The sequence below is a fragment of the Actinokineospora sp. HUAS TT18 genome, from assembly GCF_051364635.1.
Classification (GTDB): Bacteria; Actinomycetota; Actinomycetes; order Mycobacteriales; family Pseudonocardiaceae; genus Actinokineospora.
In genome coordinates this window covers 4947707-4964934 of record NZ_CP195645.1, presented here as the reverse complement: position 1 = coordinate 4964934, position 17228 = coordinate 4947707, and the positions used below count along the sequence as shown (strand labels likewise).

General features: G+C 69.3%; 17 protein-coding genes. 12 read left to right on the top strand and 5 right to left on the bottom strand.

From position 1 onward, the window contains the following. The 7 genes from grpE to mctP all read left to right on the top strand — a co-directional run bounded on the left by grpE (position 1) and on the right by mctP (position 7881). The gene (gene grpE / locus ACSHT8_RS22785) at positions 1-477 is read left to right on the top strand and encodes a nucleotide exchange factor GrpE (protein ID WP_436492937.1); all 477 of its coding nucleotides are present in this window, start codon (positions 1-3) and stop codon (positions 475-477) included. After that, positions 474-2300 carry a dynamin family protein gene (locus ACSHT8_RS22780; RefSeq protein WP_436492936.1) on the top strand — a complete coding sequence of 609 codons (1827 nt, stop codon included), beginning with the start codon at positions 474-476 and terminating at the stop codon, positions 2298-2300. Before grpE ends, ACSHT8_RS22780 begins: the two co-directional genes overlap by 4 nt. Positions 2301-2398: 98 nt before the next feature. Continuing rightward, positions 2399-3193 (top strand): hypothetical protein, encoded by a 795-nt coding sequence (locus tag ACSHT8_RS22775; RefSeq protein WP_436492935.1) that lies wholly within the window; start codon positions 2399-2401, stop codon positions 3191-3193. A gap of 390 nt (positions 3194-3583) precedes the next feature. Further along, entirely contained in the window at positions 3584-5419 is a 1836-nt protein-coding gene (locus tag ACSHT8_RS22770) for a phosphoenolpyruvate carboxykinase (GTP) (RefSeq protein ID WP_436492934.1), read from the top strand. Between the two features lie 128 nt (positions 5420-5547). Next, on the top strand, positions 5548-5775 hold the full coding sequence (locus tag ACSHT8_RS22765) for a hypothetical protein (RefSeq protein WP_436492933.1): 228 nt from the start codon (positions 5548-5550) through the stop codon (positions 5773-5775). Positions 5776-5962: 187 nt separating this feature from the next. Next, positions 5963-6241, top strand: coding sequence for a DUF3311 domain-containing protein (locus tag ACSHT8_RS22760; protein ID WP_436492932.1), 279 nt, complete (start codon positions 5963-5965; stop codon positions 6239-6241). After that, complete coding sequence (gene mctP / locus ACSHT8_RS22755; protein WP_436492931.1) at positions 6238-7881, top strand: monocarboxylate uptake permease MctP; 1644 nt, start codon at positions 6238-6240, stop codon at positions 7879-7881. The genes ACSHT8_RS22760 and mctP overlap by 4 nt, the downstream gene beginning before the upstream one ends. 34 nt (positions 7882-7915) lie before the next feature. On the opposite strand, the gene ACSHT8_RS22750 is transcribed toward mctP, so the two are convergent. Next, positions 7916-8212, bottom strand: coding sequence for a hypothetical protein (locus tag ACSHT8_RS22750; RefSeq protein WP_436492930.1), 297 nt, complete (start codon positions 8210-8212; stop codon positions 7916-7918). Positions 8213-8404: 192 nt separating this feature from the next. After that, complete coding sequence (locus tag ACSHT8_RS22745) at positions 8405-9301, bottom strand: ROK family protein (protein ID WP_436492929.1); 897 nt, start codon at positions 9299-9301, stop codon at positions 8405-8407. Positions 9302-9553: 252 nt separating this feature from the next. Here ACSHT8_RS22745 and ACSHT8_RS22740 point away from each other — a divergent pair, with 252 nt between their 5' ends. Next, a complete protein-coding gene (locus ACSHT8_RS22740; RefSeq protein ID WP_436502255.1) occupies positions 9554-9745 on the top strand; it encodes a hypothetical protein in 192 nt (63 codons plus the stop codon). Between the two features lie 242 nt (positions 9746-9987). Here ACSHT8_RS22740 and ACSHT8_RS22735 read toward each other — a convergent pair whose 3' ends face one another. After that, positions 9988-11535 carry an FAD-binding oxidoreductase gene (locus ACSHT8_RS22735; RefSeq protein WP_436492928.1) on the bottom strand — a complete coding sequence of 516 codons (1548 nt, stop codon included), beginning with the start codon at positions 11533-11535 and terminating at the stop codon, positions 9988-9990. 67 nt (positions 11536-11602) lie between these two features. Between ACSHT8_RS22735 and ACSHT8_RS22730 the strand changes: the two genes are divergently transcribed. Together ACSHT8_RS22730 and ACSHT8_RS22725 are read left to right on the top strand one after the other, a co-directional pair. Then, the gene (locus ACSHT8_RS22730) at positions 11603-12196 is read left to right on the top strand and encodes a TetR/AcrR family transcriptional regulator (protein WP_436492927.1); all 594 of its coding nucleotides are present in this window, start codon (positions 11603-11605) and stop codon (positions 12194-12196) included. Positions 12197-12241: 45 nt separating this feature from the next. Further along, a complete protein-coding gene (locus tag ACSHT8_RS22725) occupies positions 12242-12388 on the top strand; it encodes a hypothetical protein (RefSeq protein ID WP_436492926.1) in 147 nt (48 codons plus the stop codon). Here ACSHT8_RS22725 and ACSHT8_RS22720 read toward each other — a convergent pair. Both ACSHT8_RS22720 and ACSHT8_RS22715 read right to left on the bottom strand, forming a co-directional pair. Next, a complete protein-coding gene (locus tag ACSHT8_RS22720) occupies positions 12342-13535 on the bottom strand; it encodes an AAA family ATPase (RefSeq protein ID WP_436492925.1) in 1194 nt (397 codons plus the stop codon). The two genes, ACSHT8_RS22725 and ACSHT8_RS22720, sit on opposite strands and share 47 nt — an antisense overlap. A gap of 125 nt (positions 13536-13660) precedes the next feature. Further along, positions 13661-14941, bottom strand: a complete 1281-nt coding sequence (locus tag ACSHT8_RS22715) for an acetyl-CoA C-acetyltransferase (RefSeq protein ID WP_436492924.1) — start codon at positions 14939-14941, stop codon at positions 13661-13663. 89 nt (positions 14942-15030) lie between these two features. On the opposite strand from ACSHT8_RS22715, the gene ACSHT8_RS22710 reads away from it, so the two are divergent. Continuing rightward, positions 15031-16371: a 3-oxoacyl-ACP reductase gene (locus ACSHT8_RS22710; protein WP_436492923.1), complete on the top strand. Its 1341-nt coding sequence runs from the start codon at positions 15031-15033 to the stop codon at positions 16369-16371. Then, the gene (locus ACSHT8_RS22705; RefSeq protein WP_436492922.1) at positions 16371-17204 is read left to right on the top strand and encodes a MaoC family dehydratase; all 834 of its coding nucleotides are present in this window, start codon (positions 16371-16373) and stop codon (positions 17202-17204) included. Before ACSHT8_RS22710 ends, ACSHT8_RS22705 begins: the two co-directional genes overlap by 1 nt. Positions 17205-17228: the final 24 nt, after the last annotated feature.

The following is a 17228-nucleotide window of genomic DNA, read 5'->3' as shown; positions in this document are numbered from 1 at the left end:
GTGGCGTCCTGGTTCAAGGGCAAGCGCAAAGACGAAGAGTCGACCATCCAGGTGACCGCCCAGGTGATCGCCGCGGCCGACCAGGCCCCGGAGCCGGAGCCCGCGCCGGTCGAGCTGTCCGACGACTTCCGGGTCGAGCCCGCGCTGGTCAGCATCGCCCCCGAGCTGTACGACCAAGCGCTCGACGAACGTCGGTCGCTGGTCACCCTGTGCCTCTACGCCCACGACCGCGCCCGCAGTTCGGGGGTGGCCGAGCGGATCGAGGAGGGCCTGGCCGCGGTCGGGGTCGACGCGGTGCGCCCGGACGGCGCCAGGTTCGACCCGGCGCTGCACGAGGCGGGCGGCACCGTGGCCACCGCCGACGACTCGCTCGACGGGACCGTCGCCGAGACCGAGGTCGTCGGGTTCAGCGACCGCGGCCAGGTGCTGCGCCCGCCGATCGTGACCGTCTACACCAGCAAGGCGACCACGGCATGACCAAGCCGCTGACGCTGCCCCAGCAGGTCGCGCAGGCCAGGGAGAAGCTGCTCGCGCTGCTCAAGGAGACCGAGCCGGAGGCCGCGCAGTGGGTCGAGGAGGTCAGGGCCAAGCGGCGGAAGAAGCCGTCGGTCGTGGTCGTCGGTGAGACCAACCGCGGCAAGAGTTCGCTGGTCAACGCCCTGATCGACACCCCGGGCCTGTCCCCGGTCGACGCCGACGTCGCCACCGCGACCTACCTGGTCTTCGGCCACGCCGACGAGTGGCAGGCCCGCGCCTGCTACCCCGGCCAGCTCGCGCCGGTGCCGGTCGACCTGGCCAAGCTGGTCAACTGGGTGTCCGCCGCGCACGACCTGCCCGACGGCGAGCTGCCGCCGCGCTACGTCGAGGTCGACGGGCCGTCCGACCTGCTCGACAAGCTGATCATCGTCGACACCCCGGGCGTCGGCGGGCTCGACTCGGTGCACGGCGAGTTGGCCATCGAGGCCGCCGCGTCGGCCACCGCGCTGCTGTTCGTCGTGGACGCGTCCGCGCCGTTCACCCTGGGCGAGCTGAACTTCCTCGCCAACGTCGGCGAGCGCGTCGAGACCGTGGTCTTCGCGCTGTCCAAAGTGGATCAGTTCCGCGGCTGGCGGCAGGTGCTGGAGGCCAACCAGGCGCTGCTGGCCGAGCACGCGCCGCGCTTCGCCGGGGCGGCGTTCCACCCGGTGTCGTCGCGGATGTACGAGATGGCGGGCAAGGCGCCCAGCCCCGAGGCCGCCGCGATGCTCAAGGAGAAGTCCGGCGTCAACGAGCTGCAGGAGGCGCTGCGCGGTCTGCTGGTCGGGCGCTCGATGATGCTGTCGGAGGCCAACACCCTGCGCGCGCTGTCCTCCGCCCTGGGCGAGCTGAAGGTCAAGCTCGACAACGAGCGCCGCGCGCTGACCACCGGCGAGGCCGAGGCCGAGGCGCTGCGCGCCCGCAAGGACGAGCTGACCTCCGAGCGCCGCTCGTCCACCCGCGGCTGGCAGGTCAAGCTGCGCAGCGAGGTGCAGCGCGCCCGGCTGGAGAACGCGCACGAGGTCAGCCGCCAGATGCGTGACCTGCAGTCGTGGTTCCGCCAGGCGATCGACACCGCCGACCGCGAGAAGCTCAAGGAACTGCCCGGCCAGGTCGACGCCGCCATGCAGATGGTGTCGGGCCGGATCAGCCAGTCGGTGAGCGTGCGGCTCAACCAGGTCGCCGACACCGTGCTCAGCGACCTGTTCAGCGCCGAGGAGCTCGAGGTCATCCGCTCCCAGTTCGCCCGGTCCGGCCAGTCGCAGGTCGTGCTGCGCGCCGCGGAGAAGCGCATGCCGACCGCCGAGGACAAGCTGCTGATCTTCATGGGCGTGTCCGGCGGCTTCGGTGCGGGCAAGATGGCCGTGCTGCCGATCGCGGGCGCCGTCGCCGCGCCGATCCTGCTGGTGCCCACGATCATCATCGGACTCGGCGCGGGCTGGTGGATCGCGCGCACCCGCAAGCACACCGCGGACAAGCAGCACATGAAGCAGTGGCTCAACGAATCGATCGCCGACTCCCGGTCCACATTGGATCAACTGGTGTCCGAGCAGCTGATCGACGCCGAGTCGCAGCTGTCGCTCGCGCTCGACGAGGCGCTCGGCAAGCGCATCGCCGGGATCGAGGAGCAGCTGCGCGAGGTGGACAAGGCATTACGACTTGACGTGAGTGAGCGCCAGAAGCTTGTGACCGTGGTAAACAAGCGGCTGACCGATGTGGTCGCCGGACGTGACCGCGCGGAGAAGCTGCTCGCCAGCATTCGGTCCGTGCGCGACAAGAATTGACCCGAACAGCGGTACCGAGGTTACTTGGCGCCGTAGGGAACCGGACCGACGAGCCGTCAGTCATACCTCACAACTTGGATGGATTGAAGGGGGTTCCCGTGTACGTGGACGAGACCGGCGCCGACACGGCCGACGACACCACCGCGGACGACACCGCGGGCCACGACGAGCTGACCGTCGAGGTGGGTGGCGAGGAGTACGAGGTCGAGGAGAACTACGACTACGACGGCGACAAGCAGAACGACACCGCCGTCGTGCAGACCGAGGACGGCTACATGGCGTTCACGGACACCGACGGCGACGGCACCGCGGACACCATGGTCCAGCTCGACGAGGAAGGCAACGTCACCGGCGCCGCCGAGTACGACGAGGCCTCCGGCGAGTGGACCGAGGCCGACCCCGACTCCGTCGAGGCCCCCAGCGGCGACGGCGCCGACGACTCCGGCTCGGCCAAGCCGTCCTCGAACGACGATGACGACGACAAGACCGCCAAGAAGCCCACCGACGACGACAGCGACCAGCCGTCCTCGAAGGACTCCGACGGCAGCGAGACCATCACCGTCGACACCAAGGACGGCGACATCACCGCGGGCGCCGCGGAGTACGACGCCGACGGCGACGGCACCAACGACACCGCGGTCGTCACCGACGACGAGGGCAACACCTACGCCTTCACCGACGCCGACGGCGACGGCGAGGCCGACCAGTCGATCATCGTCGAGGCTGACGGCGACGTGACCATCGCCGAGCACACCGGCGAGGACGAGTGGACCACCGTCGAGACCGGCCACATCAACTCCGACGGCTCCTACGAGTCCGACGGCGCGGGCAAGACCAGCGGCTCCGACGCCGCCTGGAACTCCTCCGCGGGCGTCCCGGACGACTCGGTCTGACCGCATGATCGTCACCCAAGGTGACGAACCAGCACGAAGAGAAGATCCCGGCACGCGCCCGCGTGCCGGGATCTTTTCTTGATCGCCCCGCTTGACGTGGGAAGACTCACGTTTCGTCACGCCTGTTCGCAAATCGGACACCTGGATCCCCAGGTTGTGACTACGCATCCGTGTACTGAATCGATTCCCTTATCGTTCTTGTGAGAGAACCGACAGGACAGGTCTCGGTTACCTGGCGGTCACTTCGCTAGCCTCAATGCATTCCATCCAGCACGCACCCGCTCCACCCAGAGCGGGCGCGGAGCTATTCGATGAGGACGCCGTCAGTCCACCAGGGCCCGGTGGCGTCCTGATCGGCATTTCGGCGTTCAGTCAGGAGACGAGGCGGAGATGACGGCAGTGACAATCCCTGGTGTCGACCAGGCACCGACGACGCACCAGCGGCTCCTGTCCTGGGTGCGCGAGGTTGCAGAGCTGACCGTTCCGGACGAGGTTGTCTGGGTCGACGGCTCCGAGGCGGAATGGACCCGGCTGACCGACAAGCTGGTCGCCGCGGGCACCTTCACCAGGCTGGCGAAGAAGCCGAACTCCTTCTACGCGGCTTCGGACCCCAACGACGTCGCCCGCGTCGAAGAGCGCACCTACATCTGTTCGGCCGACCCGGCTGACTGCGGTCCCACCAACAACTGGATGGACCCGGCCGAGATGAAGGCCATCATGACCGAGCTCTACCGGGGCTCGATGCGTGGCCGCACCATGTACGTCATCCCGTTCTGCATGGGCCCGCTCGACGCGGAGAACCCGATGCTGGGCGTGGAGATCACCGACTCCGAGTACGTCGTGGTCTCGATGAAGATCATGACCCGGATGGGCACCAAGGCCCTGGAGTGCTTCGTCGACGCCGACGGCACCGAGCGCGACTTCGTGCCCGCGCTGCACTCGATCGGCGCCCCGCTCGAGCAGGGCCAGGCCGACGTCGCGTGGCCGTGCAACGACACCAAGTACATCGTGCACTTCCCCGAGGAGCGCGTGATCTGGAGCTACGGCTCCGGCTACGGCGGCAACGCGCTGCTGGGCAAGAAGTGCTACTCGCTGCGCATCGCCTCGGTGATGGGCCGCGACGAGGGCTGGCTGGCCGAGCACATGCTGATCCTCAAGCTGACCTCGCCGGAGAACAAGGTCTACTTCGTCGCCGCGGCCTTCCCGAGCGCGTGCGGCAAGACCAACCTGGCGATGCTGGAGCCGACCGTCCCGGGCTGGAAGGTCGAGACCATCGGCGACGACATCGCCTGGATGCGCTTCGGCGAGGACGGCCGCCTCTACGCGGTGAACCCGGAGAACGGCTTCTTCGGCGTGGCGCCGGGCACCGACTTCCACACCAACCCCAACGCGATGCGCACCATCGCCAAGGGCAACTCGCTGTTCACCAACGTCGCGCTGACCGACGACGGCGACATCTGGTGGGAGGGCATGGGCGAGGCGCCCGCGCACCTGACCTCGTGGAAGAAGAACGACTGGGCGCCGGGCTCCGAGGAGAAGGCCGCGCACCCGAACTCGCGCTACTGCACCCCGATCGAGCAGTGCGACACCAAGGCCCCCGAGTGGGACGACCCGAAGGGCGTGCCGATCTCGGCGATCTTCTTCGGCGGCCGCCGCGCCACCACGATCCCGCTGGTCACCGAGTCGCGCAGCTGGCAGCACGGCACCTTCATGGGCGCCACCCTGTCGAGCGAGACCACGGCCGCGGCCGTCGGCCAGGTCGGTGTCGTGCGCCGCGACCCGATGGCGATGCTGCCGTTCATCGGCTACCACGCCGGTGACTACTTCAACCACTGGATCGAGACCGGCAAGCGCGCCGACGCCGACAAGCTGCCGAAGATCTTCTACGTCAACTGGTTCCGCCGCGGCGACGAGAAGCAGTTCCTGTGGCCTGGATTCGGTGAGAACTCCCGCGTGCTGAAGTGGGCCATCGAGCGCATCGAGGGCAAGGCCGCCGCCGTCGAGACCCCGATCGGCTACGTGCCGACGATCGACGACCTCGACTTGTCTGGTTTGGCTGACGGCGACAGTGCTGTCCACGCCGACATCGAGGCCGCGCTGCAGGTCGACGCCGACGAGTGGCGCGCCGAGCTGCCGCTGATCGAGGAGTGGTTCGACAAGATCGGCGACAAGCTCCCCACGCCGCTGCGCGACGAGCTCGAAGCCCTTAAGCAGCGTTTGGGCTGATCAGCCACTTGACACTGGAAGGCCACCACAGGTTTTGTGGTGGCCTTCCAGCTTTCTGGCGTCACCAATCCCTGATGGGCGCGTCTTCGGAGTATGGAAGGGCGGACCGAAGCAGGAGGTTGAGGACGGTGGGCGAGGCAGACAGATGGCGCTGGAAGATGTCCGGTTACGACGACCGGGTGCACGCGTTCCCCAGCGACGAGCGGCCCGCGAGCTTCGTCGAGGCGGCGTGCACGCACAGCGTCCCGTTCGGCAAGGTGCGCAGCACCCATGAAGGCCCCCGCTGCCTGCCGTGTCTGCTGATCATCGGCGACCGGCTGGCCGAGCAGCACAGCATCTCCGCGTTCGACCTGTAGTTGCCCACAGCCTGTGGACAAACCTATCCACAAACTGTGGACAAACTTGTGCACAGCCTGTGGACTAACTGCCGGACTGGTGGGTGAATCGCGGCATCGATTCGTTATCGGTGAGGCCGTGACGTGACCGGCGTCGCACTCTAGTGTTCTGCGGCATCACGTCACCGATGACGAGCGAGGTGTGCCGATGCCCCGACCTGGGAAAACGGGCTCCAACTTCCGCTGGAGCCCCTGGAACCTGCTGCTCGCGGTTCCGCTGCTCTGGTTGATCACGCCGATCTACAACCGGACCGGTCCCGAGTTGTTCGGGATGCCGTTCTACTACTGGTTCCAGTTCCTGGGGATCATCGTCGGCGTCCTGTGCACAACCCTGGTCTTCATCAAGACGAAGGACAGTCCGAGCGCGCCCCCACCCGGCGCGGGCCTCGACGTCGACGACCTCGATGAGGGGACCGGTCGCCGATGAACGACCTGCACTGGACCGAGCTGATCGTCTTCGCCCTGCTGTTCGGCGTCGTCACCGTCATGGGCTTCGTCGCGGCGAAGTGGAAGGCGGGCGACACCCTCGAACACCTCGACGAGTGGGGCCTCGGCGGGCGCAAGTTCGGCTCGTGGATCACCTGGTTCCTCATCGGCGGCGACCTCTACACCGCCTACACCTTCGTCGCGGTCCCGGCGCTGATGTTCAGCGCGGGCGCGGCCGGGTTCTTCGCGCTGCCGTACACGGTGATCGTCTACCCGATCGTCTTCATGCCGCTGCTGCGCATGTGGTCGGTGTCGCGGGTGCACGGCTACGTGACCCCGGCCGACTTCGTCCGCGGCCGCTACGGCTCCTCCGGGCTCGCGCTGCTGGTGGCGATCACCGGGATCGTGGCGACGATGCCCTACATCGCGCTGCAGCTCGTCGGCCTGGAGGCGGTGCTGCGCACGCTCGGGTTCAACGGCTCCGGGATCGTCGGGCACCTGCCGCTGCTGATCGCGTTCGTGATCCTCGCGGTCTACACGTATCAGTCCGGCCTGCGGGCGCCCGCGCTCATCGCGTTCGTCAAGGACATCCTCATCTACGTGGTGATCATCGTCGCGGTGATCTACCTGCCGATCAAGCTCGGCGGCTGGAGCGAGATCTTCGGCGCCGCCGAGGCCAAGTTCAACGCCACCCCGGCGCCCGGCGACGGCATCCTGCTCAACGGCAACAACCAGCTCCAGTACGCCACGCTGGCGCTGGGCTCGGCGCTCGCGCTGTTCCTGTACCCGCACTCGATCACTGGCGTTCTCGCCTCGCGCGGCCGCACGGTCATCAAGCGGAACATGTCGGCGCTGCCCGCGTACTCGCTGCTGCTGGGCCTGCTCGCGCTGCTGGGCTTCATGGCGATCGCGGCGGGCACGAAGCCGCTGGTCAACCAGGCGACCGGCAACCCGGACACCAACACGATCGTGCCCAACCTGTTCGAGCAGATGTTCCCGTCGTGGTTCGCGGGCATCGCCTTCGCCGCCATCGGCATCGGCGCGCTCGTGCCCGCGGCGATCATGTCGATCGCCGCGGCGAACCTGTGGACCCGCAACGTCTACAAGGAGTTCATCCGCAAGGACGCCACCCCCGCCGCGGAGGCCAAGCAGGCGAAGCTGGCCTCACTGGTGGTGAAGTTCGGCGCCGTCGCGTTCATCCTGTTCATCGACCCGCAGTTCTCCATCGACCTGCAGCTCATCGGCGGGGTGATGATCCTGCAGACGCTGCCCGCGGTGGCCATCGCGCTCTACACGCGCTGGTTCCACGTGCACGGTCTGATCGCGGGCTGGTTCGCGGGCATGGCGTGGGGCATGTGGCTGCTCTACAACATCCCGAGCGCGGACGGGAAGCGCGCGCACTTCGGGGCCTCGGCGCTCAAGCTCAACGACCTGAGCGTCTTCGGCTGGCACCCGTTCGCGGGCTCGACCATGCAGATCTACGTCGGCGTGCTCGCGCTGGCGCTCAACCTGGTGGTCGCGATCCTGGTGACGGTGGTGTCGCGGCGGCTGCGGGCGTTCAACGGCACCGACGAGACCAACCCCGGCGACTACCACGTCGACGAGGGCGACAAGCGGGTCAAGAAGGTGGCCGCGCACTAGATCGCCTGCGAGGTGAGGGGTGCGCGGGCACCCCTCACCTCGGGCGGCTGATGTAGGCCAGTAGGACGACCAAGCCCAGCACGGCGGGCATGATCCCCAGGGTGAACGCGACGACGACCAGGGCGGCCACGGTCACCGCCACCATGGTCAACGCGAGGTGCAGTGTCGGCGCCAGCCCACCCAGCACCCGCTCGGCGGCGAGCATGAAGCGCTCGCCCCTGGTCCGCTTGGGGCGCCCCGCCGAGCGCGGCGCCGGGACGGTCGGCGGCTTCTCGGTCGGGACATGGCGCAGGTGCACCGCGCGGCGGCGCCTGCTCTCTGGTCCTTTCACGGCCAAAGCGACGAACTCCTTAGATCTGTCCGGTCGCCGTCGAGTGTGCCGCCATTCGGCCGAAGATCAGTGCCCTACTTTCGAGTAGACGATGAGCGGAGCGTGGCCAGCGCCGAACGGATGCCCACTGTTCCCGCTCACCAATCGAGTGAATTCGCTGACCGGGTGCGACCGTCGATTCGTCCGGTTGGCCTATTCGAGTGGCCGTGCCACAAGCGAGGCCGCGCCGACGATCCCGGCGTCCTTGGTGTGCTCGGCCGGGACCACCCGCAGGTCGCGGACGTAGTCGAGCTTGGCGTGGGTGGCCACGGCCGCGCGGATCGGGTCGAACAGCAGGTCACCGGCCTGCGCGAGCCCGCCGCCGACGATCGCCAGATCCAGGTCGAACAGCACCGCGGTCGCCGCGATCGCCATGCCCACGGCCTGCCCGCTGCGCTCGAACGCGGCCAGCGCGATCTCGTCGCCCGCCTTGGCCGCGTCGGCCAGCGCCTTGCCGTCGGCGTCGGCGGGCGCGGCCCAGCCCTGGGCCTTCGCCCACGCCACGATGTTCGGCCCGCTGGCCCGCACCTCGACGCAGCCGAGCCCGCCGCACGGGCAGGGCGGCTCGGTGTCCACCGCGATGTGCCCGATGTGCCCGGCGTTGCCGCTTCGCCCCGCGTAGCCGCGCCCGCCGAGCACGAGCCCGCCGCCGACACCGGTCGAGACGACGAGGCCGAGCATGTCGTCGAACCCGCGGCCTGCGCCGGTCCAGTGTTCGCCCAGCGCCATGCACACGCCGTCGCCCGCGAGCTTGACCGGGACGTCCGGGAACAGCTCCCGCACCCGGTCGCGCAGCGGGAAGCCCCGCCACTCGGGGATGTTGATCGGCGACACGGTGCCCGCCCGCAGGTCGATCGGCCCGGCGCTGGCCACGCCGACGCCCTCGACCTCGGCGTCCAGCTCGCGCACGCACTCGGCGACCGCGGCGAACACCGCGTCCGCGGTGCCCTCGGGGGTTGGGACCTGCAGCCGCTTGAGGACGCTGCCGTCGCTGTCGACCACTCCGGCGGCGACCTTCGTCCCGCCCACATCGATGCCCAGGTATGCCACGGGGAGAAGTATGCGGGTGCGGATGATCTGCGCCTGTCTTCTGCTGTATAGGAAATCTGCTAGATCAAACTATGGTCGGGTAGCGGCCATCGCCCGCGGTCGGTTTCGTGTTACTCCCGTGTCCGCCGGATCACACTTCGGGCCGGACAGCAGCCGGAATTAAGGTCCTGTTGACCGATGATTCGCCGGTGTGTGCGCCAGTTCACCGGACAATCGCGTGCATTTGCCCGGTCGGAGGTGCATACTTGAGTCATGCCGGTCAGCCAGACAGGCAAAAGACTTCAGAAGGAGATGGCACCCGCCATGAACATCGCTGCGAAGATCCGCGCCCGCCGAGTCGAGGCCCGTACTCGCAAGGCGGTGAACCGCGCCATCGAAAACGCCGCGACTCCCTCGATGCGGCACGAGCTGATCGCCCTCGCGCAGATCCACTCCATGCGCTGAGACCTCGAAACACGGAATCAAAATGTGATGCAGGGCACAGTTTGATTCCGTGTAACAAGACCGGGACCAAGCACGATGTTCCGGTTGACCCCGTAGTGCTGGCGGACCCCCGACCTGGCAGCACTACGGGGTTTCCTTATTCCTGCTCAACGCTTCGCGTTTTCGCAGGAACCCCTCCGTCTTCGCCTTGGGGGCCGAGCCCCCCAAACCCCCACGGCGCGTTCTCTCGCGATCCAGCGTGGTCATCCGCCGTTTGGCGTCAGCAAGACGCCCGGATTCAAGATCCCGGCCGGGTCCAGCGCCGCCTTCGTGGCCCGCAGCGCTTCCGCGAACACCTCCGGCCGCTGCCGCTCATAGCCAGGCTGATGATCCCGGCCCACCGCGTGATGGTGCGTAATAGTCCCACCGTTGCCGACGATCGCCTCGGACACCGCCGCCTTGATCTCATCCCACTGCTCGACCGTGCTTCCCCACCGCCCCGGCGCGTAGACGCCGTAGTACGGCGCCGGGCCGTCCGGGTAGACGTGGGTGAAGCGGCAGCTCACCAGCCCCACCCCGCACACCCGCTTGATCGCGTCCTGCGCCGCGGCCATCACCGCGCCGTGGAAGGCGTCGAAGCGGTCCCAGGTGCACGCGGTCTCGAACGTCTCCACGATCATGCTCCGCCGCGCGAGCGCGTCCCGCTGGTACGGCATCCGCAGGAACGATGACCGCCACGTCCGCTCCTTGCGCTCCCCGGCCACACCCCCGTGGTCCGCGGCGATCTCCAGCGCCCGGTCCAGGCTCGCGGCCACCGGGTGGTCGGCCGACTCGAAGCCCAGGATCAGCACCGACCCGGTCCCGCCCGCGTTGAGGAACGCCTCGGTCGGGTCGAGCAGCCTGCAGTTGGTTGGGTAGAGCCCGGCCTGCGCGATGGCCCGGGTCGCGGCGACGGCGTCGGCGTAGTCCTGGAAGGTGACCGAGGCCGTCAGCTGCCATTTCGGCCGGTCCTGCAGGCGCACCCACGCCTCGGTGATCACCCCGAGCGTTCCCTCCGACCCGAGGAACAGCCGGTCCGGCGACGGCCCGGCGCCCGACCCCGGCAGTCGCCGCGACTCGCTGACGCCGATCGGCGTGACCACCCGCAGCGACTCGGTCAGGTCGTCGATGTGGGTGTAGAGCGTGGCGAAGTGCCCACCCGCGCGCGTCGCCAGCCAGCCGCCGAGGGTGGAGAAGGCGAAGGACTGCGGGAAGTGGCGCAGGGTGAGGTCGTGCGGGCGCAGTTGGTCCTCCAGGTGCGGGCCGAACACCCCGGCCTGCACGCGCGCTGCCCGGCTGGTCCGGTCGAGCTCCAGCACCTGGTCGAGCCGGGATAGGTCCATGGTCACCGCGGGTCCGTCGAACCGCGGCTCGACCCCGCCGACCACCGAGCTGCCGCCGCCGAACGGGATCACCGGGATGCCCGCGCCCGCGCACCAGTCGAGCACGTCGACCACATCCTGCTCGGACGCCGGCCGCGCGACCAGGTCAGGCACGTGGTCGAGCCTGCCGAGCAGGTTCCGCACGACGTCCCGGAACGCCTTCCCGTGCGCGTGTGCGGCCCGGTCCACGACGTCGTCCGAGCACAGCGCGGCGAGCGAGGCGGGTGGCGTCACGCGCGAGGGCGCGATCCCGAGATCCTCCGGCGCGGGCGGCGCGTGGTCGGTGAAGTCGTGCTCGGGCAGCACCGCGCGGACCCGGGTGACCAGGTCGGCGGCCTCCGCGTCGGTGACGGCGTCCTCGACCGTTCCCCAGCCCCACCACGAGCGCATCGCGTCCTCCTCGAATTGACTACTAGGTAAGTTACCCCAGGGTCAATTGCTCGGCTAGGCTGCGGGCATGACATCGCGCGGTGGCACCAAGGGGGTGCCCAGGGGAGACCGCGAACAGCAGATCCTCGACATCGCCGCCGACGAGTTCGGCCGCACCGGCTACGCCCACGCCTCGATAGCCACCATCGCCCGCCGGGCCGGGATCTCCAAGCCGCTCATCTACGGCTACTTCGAGTCCAAGGACGGCCTGTACCTCGCCTGCCTCCACCGTGCCGGTCAGGCGCTGGTCGACGCCGTCGGCGCGGCCCAACACGGCACCACCCCAGCCCGCGGTGTGGCCACCCTGTCGGCCATCTTCACCGCACTCGACCAGCGCAGACACGACTGGGCGCTGCTCTACGACCCGACCCTGCCGCCGGACTCCCCCGTCCTCGCCGCCGCCCGCCCGTACCGCCGAACCCTGGCCGACTATGGCTCCGCCGGCGTAGCCGAGATCCTGGGCGACGCGGATCCGCTGGACCGCTCCCTGCTGACCCGCCTCTGGTACAGCGCGGTCAGCGCCGCCGTCGAGTGGTGGCAGGACCACCCGGACGAGTCGGCCGCAGCCATGGCGGACAGGTGCACCCGGATCGCGGGGCTGCTCATTCGTCCATCCAGATAGTCGACGCAGCGTAGGGAGGAGCGCGCCGCCGCGGGGTCGCGGAAGTTGGCGGTCAGGTTGCTCGACGCCGGTCTGACGGGGCGGGACGTCGCGGCTGTGTTGGGGGTCTCGCCCCAGCGGGTGTCCCAGTTGGTCGGAGTTCGGTCTACTCGTCCATCCCCAGCAGATACCGGCCGAAGTGGGGCACGGTGAAGGCGATCCGGCCGCGCTCGGCCGAGTAGATCAAACCCTTCTTGATCAACGAGTCCCGCGCGGGCGACAGCGACGACGGCTTCCGTCCCAAGTAGACAGCCACGTCCGACGTGCCCGCGCCCTCGTCCTTCCCCTCTGTCAACTCCGCCATGGCCCGCAGGTATTCGCGCTCGGCAGGCGTCGCCCGCTCGTACCGCGACCCGAAGAACCCCACCGTCAGCTCCGCCTCGGCCTCCGGCGCCGCCACGGCGACGTCCTCGACGGTGATCGGGTCGTCCGGCGCCGCGTCCCACGCGGCCTTGCCGTACGCCTGGATGAAGTACGGATATCCGCCCGAGCGCTCGAAAAGCGCGTCCAGGGCGGCCGGGGTGATCCCGGCTTCCTCCCGGTCGACCGGCGCGAGCACCGCCTGGTCGGCGTCCGCCCGGTCCAGCCGGTCGATCCGCACGTACCGGAACAGCCGCTCCGAGTACGACTTGCTCGCCGACAGCAGCGCGGGCAGGTGCGGCAGCCCCGCCCCGACCACGACCAGCGGCGCCCCCGACTGGGACAGTTCGTGGCACGCGGCACACAGCGCGGAGATGTCGTCGGCGCCGATGTCCTGCATCTCGTCGATCAGCACGGCCACGCCCGTGCCGACGTCCTGGGCCAATTCGGCGACGTCGGTGAACAGCTCCACCAGGTCGATCTCGATGTCGCCGGAGTCGGCGCGGCCCTGGGTGGCGGGCACGTCGATGCCCGGCTGCCAGCGCTCGCGCAGCTTCGCGTTGTCCGGATTCGCCCGCAGCGCGAACGCCTTCAGCACGCCCAGCACCTGCTCGACGCGATCCGGCGCGCGATGCCGCACCGCCAGGTCGCGCACCGCGCGGTGCAGTGCGGCGGACAGCGGTCGGCGCAGGTCGGCGTCCGGTCGGGCCTCGATCTTGCCCGCGCCCCAGCCCCGGCGGACCGCCATCGACCGCAGTTCGCCCAGCAGCACTGTCTTCCCGACTCCACGCAGGCCGGTCAGCACCAGGCTGCGCTCGGGCCTGCCGCGGGCGACGCGTTCCAGGACCACCTCGAAGGCCTGCAACTCCTTCTCGCGGCCTGCCAGCTCCGGCGGGCGCTGGCCTGCGCCGGGGGCGAACGGGTTGCGGACCGGGTCCATCATCCGAAGGTATCGGCGTCTCTAGCGCCAGCCCGATATTTGGCGAGAAACCACTACGGCGTGTCGACGGTAGAAACGTCTACGGCTCTCTAGTCCAAAGACTAGAGAGCCGTAGACGTCGACAGTTACTTCTCCAGGATCGCCGTGACGCCCTGGCCGCCCGCCGCGCAGACCGAGATCAGGCCGCGGCCCGACCCCTTCTCGTCCAGCAGCTTCGCCAGCGTCGCCACGATGCGGCCGCCGGTCGCGGCGAACGGGTGGCCCGCGGCCAGCGACGAGCCGTTGACGTTGAGCTTCGACCGGTCGATCGAGCCGAGCGGCTCGGTCAGGCCCAGCTTCTCCTTGGCGAACGCGACGTCCTCCCACGCGGCCAGCGTCGACAGCACCTGCGACGCGAAGGCCTCGTGGATCTCGTAGAAGTCGAAGTCCTGCAGCGTCAGCCCGGCCCGCGCCAGCATCCGCGGCACCGCGTAGGCGGGGGCCATGAGCAGGCCCTCGCCGCCGTGGATGTAGTCGACGGCCGCGGTCTCGTGGAAGGTCAGGTACGCCAGGACCGGCAGCTTGTGGTCCTTGGCCCACTGCTCGGAGGCCAGCAGCACCGCCGACGCGCCGTCGGTGAGCGGGGTCGAGTTGCCCGCGGTCATGGTGCCGTCGGGGCCGCCGAACGCGGGCTTGAGCTTGGCCAGCTTCTCCGCGGTCGAGTCCGCCCGCAGGTTCTGGTCGCGGGCCAGGCCCTGGAACGGCGTGACCAGGTCGTCGAAGAAGCCCCGCTCGTACGCGGCGGCGAGCTTCTGGTGGCTCGCGGCCGCCAACTCGTCCTGCGCCTCGCGGGTGATGCCCCATTCCTTGGCCGTCAGGGCCTGGTGGGCGCCCATCGACAGCCCGGTGCGCGGCTCGGCGTTCTCCGGCCGCTCCGGCATCAGGTGCGAGGGGCGGATCTTGGCCAGCAGGGCGAGGCGCTGGCCGACCGTCTTCGCGTTGTTGACCGCGATGAGGATGTGCCGCAGGTCGTCGTTCAGCGCCAGCGGCGCGTCGCTGGTGGTGTCGACGCCGCCCGCGATCGCCGAGTCGATCTGCCCGAGGGCGATCTTGTTCGCCACCTGGATGATCGCCTGCAGGCCGGTGCCACACGCCTGCTGGATGTCGTAGGCGGGCGTCTCCGGCGAGAGCTTGCTGCCCAGGACGCACTCGCGGGCCAGGTTGAAGTCGCGGCTGTGCTTGAGCACCGCACCCGCGGCGACCTCGCCGATCCGCTCGCCCTGCAGGCTGAACCGGGCCACGAGCCCGTCGAGGGCCGCGGTGAACATGTCCTGGTTCGACGCCTGGGCGTACGGGCCGTTGGATCGCGCGAACGGGATGCGGTTCCCGCCAAGGACCGCGACACGGCGCACGCGAGTGGGAGCCATCTCATCCTCCTGAGCACAGGTTTACATCTGCGGTAGCATTCTAACCTACTCATGAGTAAGATTACTAGCGAGTAGGGAGGCGCAAACGAATGACTGACCGCTACCAACAGTTCAGCACTTCCGGCGTCGGACGGCTTCTCGTGAAGCGTCTCGGACTGCCGAACCCCGAGCCGCTGCGGCGGTACAAGCCGGGCGAGCCCGCGCTGCCTGGTCCCGCCCTCGTCGGCGGCGCCGGACGCCTGGCCGACGGGCTCGGGCCGGTCCTCAAGTCCGCCGGGATCGAGGTGCTGACGTCCGCGGGTGCCGACACCCAAAAGTACGGCGCCCTGGTGTTCGACGCGACCGGGATCACCAGCCCAGAGCAGCTGCGCGGGCTGTACGACTTCTTCCACCCGGTCATGCGCTCAGTCGCCGCCTCGGGTCGGGTCGTCGTCCTCGGCACGCCGCCGGAGGCCGCCAAGGAACAAGGTGAACTGATCGCCCAGCGGGCGCTTGAAGGATTCACCCGCTCGGTGGGCAAGGAACTCAAGCGCGGCGCGACGGCGCAGCTCGTCTACGTGCAGCCGGGCGCCGAGGACAAGGTCGAGTCGACCCTGCGCTTCCTGCTCTCCGGCAAGTCCGCATACGTCGACGGCCAGGTCATCCGCGTTGGCACGCACGGCGGCCAGGCCACCGAGCCGGAGAGCTGGACCGCCCCGCTCGCGGGCAAGGTCGCGCTGGTCACCGGCGCCTCCCGCGGCATCGGCGCGGCCATCGCCGACGTGCTGGCCCGCGACGGCGCGCACGTGATCGCCCTCGACATCCCCGCCCAGGGCGCCGACCTCGCCAAGGTCGCCAACCGGGTGGGCGGCTCGACCCTGCAGCTCGACATCACCGCCGCCGACGCCCCGGCCAAGCTGGTCGAGCACCTCAAGACCCGCCACGGCGGCGTCGACATCGTCGTGCACAACGCGGGCATCACCCGCGACAAGACGCTGGCCAACATGAAGGAAGGCGCGTGGGACTCGGTCCTCGCGGTCAACCTGACGAGCCAGCTCAAGGTCAACGACGCGCTGCTCGCCGCAGGTGTCCTGCGTGACGGCGGCCGGATCATCGGCGTGTCGTCGATCGCGGGCATCGCGGGCAACCTCGGCCAGACCAACTACGGCGCCAGCAAGGCCGGTGTCATCGGCATGGTCAACGCCTACGCCGACGAGTACGCCGCCAAGGGCATCACGATCAACGCCGTCGCCCCCGGCTTCATCGAGACCAAGATGACCGCCGCGGTCCCGCTGTTCATCCGCGAGGCCGGTCGCCGGATGAACTCGATGTCGCAGGGCGGCCTGCCGGTCGACGTCGCCGAGACGATCGCCTGGTACGCCAGCCCGGCGTCGGGCGCGGTCAACGGCAACGTGGTCCGGGTGTGCGGCCAGAGCCTGCTGGGGGCGTGATGGAGCTCAAGGAGTCGCCGAACCTGGGGTTGCTGTTCCCCAAGGCGGTACTCGCGGGCTTCACCAAGAAGGGTGGCGCACTGCCGGAGCGCGACTACGTGCGCACCGGCGTGTCGGTCGATCCGGTGCACCTCGCCGCCTACAACAGGGTGTGCGAGTTCCGGCTGACCGACGAGCTGCCCGCCACCTACCCGCACATGCTGACCTTCCCCATGCAGGTCAAGCTGATGACCGACGCCGACTTCCCGTTCCCGCTGGTCGGCTCGGTGCACGTGGCGAACCGGATCACCCAGACCAGGGCACTGCGCGTCGACGAGAAGTTCGACCTGCGGGTGCACGTGGAGAACCTGCGTGACCACCCCAAGGGCCGCCAGTTCGACATGGTCAGCGAGGCGTCGGTCGACGGCGAGGTCATCTGGCACGACGTCAGCACCTACCTGCGCCGCGGCGGCGGCTCGGGCGAGGCGGAGTCGGCCGAGCGGCCCGAGCTGCCGGAGCCGACGTCGTTCTGGAAGGTCCCGGAGGACATCGGCAGGCGCTACGCGGAGGTCTCGGGCGACCGCAACCCGATCCACCTGCACCCGCTGACCGCCAAGCTCTTCGGCTTCCCCCGCGCCATCGCCCACGGCATGTGGACGAAGGCGCGCTGCCTGGCCGCGTTCGAGGGCAGGCTGCCGGAGGCGTACTCGGTGGACGTCCGGTTCAAGCTGCCGGTGCTGCTGCCCGCCAAGGTGGGCTTCGCCGCCCGCGAGCACGGCGGCGGGTGGAAGTTCGACCTGATCAACGCGCGGAAGCCGCAGCCGCACGTCGACGGGATCATCACCCCGCTGTGAGCCCTCCGGGTGGCCACCTGCGCA

Coding starts and splice junctions, on each gene's coding strand:
- ACSHT8_RS22780 (WP_436492936.1), top strand. CDS start 474: ATGACCAAGCCGCTGACGCTGCCCCAGCAGGTCGCGCAGGCCAGGGAG.
- ACSHT8_RS22770 (WP_436492934.1), top strand. CDS start 3,584: ATGACGGCAGTGACAATCCCTGGTGTCGACCAGGCACCGACGACGCAC.
- ACSHT8_RS22760 (WP_436492932.1), top strand. CDS start 5,963: ATGCCCCGACCTGGGAAAACGGGCTCCAACTTCCGCTGGAGCCCCTGG.
- mctP (WP_436492931.1), top strand. CDS start 6,238: ATGAACGACCTGCACTGGACCGAGCTGATCGTCTTCGCCCTGCTGTTC.
- ACSHT8_RS22740 (WP_436502255.1), top strand. CDS start 9,554: ATGCCGGTCAGCCAGACAGGCAAAAGACTTCAGAAGGAGATGGCACCC.
- ACSHT8_RS22735 (WP_436492928.1), bottom strand. CDS start 11,535: ATGCGCTCGTGGTGGGGCTGGGGAACGGTCGAGGACGCCGTCACCGAC.
- ACSHT8_RS22730 (WP_436492927.1), top strand. CDS start 11,603: ATGACATCGCGCGGTGGCACCAAGGGGGTGCCCAGGGGAGACCGCGAA.
- ACSHT8_RS22720 (WP_436492925.1), bottom strand. CDS start 13,535: ATGGACCCGGTCCGCAACCCGTTCGCCCCCGGCGCAGGCCAGCGCCCG.
- ACSHT8_RS22715 (WP_436492924.1), bottom strand. CDS start 14,941: ATGGCTCCCACTCGCGTGCGCCGTGTCGCGGTCCTTGGCGGGAACCGC.
- ACSHT8_RS22710 (WP_436492923.1), top strand. CDS start 15,031: ATGACTGACCGCTACCAACAGTTCAGCACTTCCGGCGTCGGACGGCTT.
- ACSHT8_RS22705 (WP_436492922.1), top strand. CDS start 16,371: ATGGAGCTCAAGGAGTCGCCGAACCTGGGGTTGCTGTTCCCCAAGGCG.